At 39.2% G+C, this 434-nt stretch carries 1 protein-coding gene; it reads right to left on the bottom strand.

Annotated elements, in window-relative coordinates; translation table 11 throughout:
• Positions 1–98: 98 nt before the first annotated feature.
• Positions 99–386, bottom strand: coding sequence for a hypothetical protein (locus ACG95_RS10740; RefSeq protein ID WP_048000508.1), 288 nt, complete (start codon positions 384–386; stop codon positions 99–101).
• Positions 387–434: the final 48 nt, after the last annotated feature.

Consider the following 434-nt stretch of genomic DNA (forward strand, 5'->3'; position numbering starts at 1 on the left):
GGTGATCCTTCTTGAACTGTGACGCTTGCTCTATGTAAAATTAAAGCAGTTAATCGCACTTATAAAAATTAGCGATTAACTGCTTTAATTTCATTCTTCTACTTTGAAATATGCTTCCCAACTACTCGATTGGCTCGTTGCTTGCCCCAGAAAAACAGACCAACTAAGATTATCGTAATACATAAATTACCTACTAAACTAGTTATTAATTCATGCGTTCCCTCACTGAGAGTCACCGCAAAGACCACTCGCACGATGAAATATCCCGCCGGAATAATACTCCCGATTAAATTAGTTTTATCTCGCTTCCCAAGTAAATAGCTCCAAAAACCTAAGCCAAAGGTAATGACCGCCGTAATCAACCCAATCGCTATAAACACAAACATGGTTCACCCTCCTTTGATACTCCAATTGACCTGACTAAAAACAGCTGC

Origin of the sequence: Lactiplantibacillus herbarum (assembly GCF_001039045.1) — a bacterium.
GTDB lineage: Bacteria > Bacillota > Bacilli > Lactobacillales > Lactobacillaceae > Lactiplantibacillus > Lactiplantibacillus herbarum.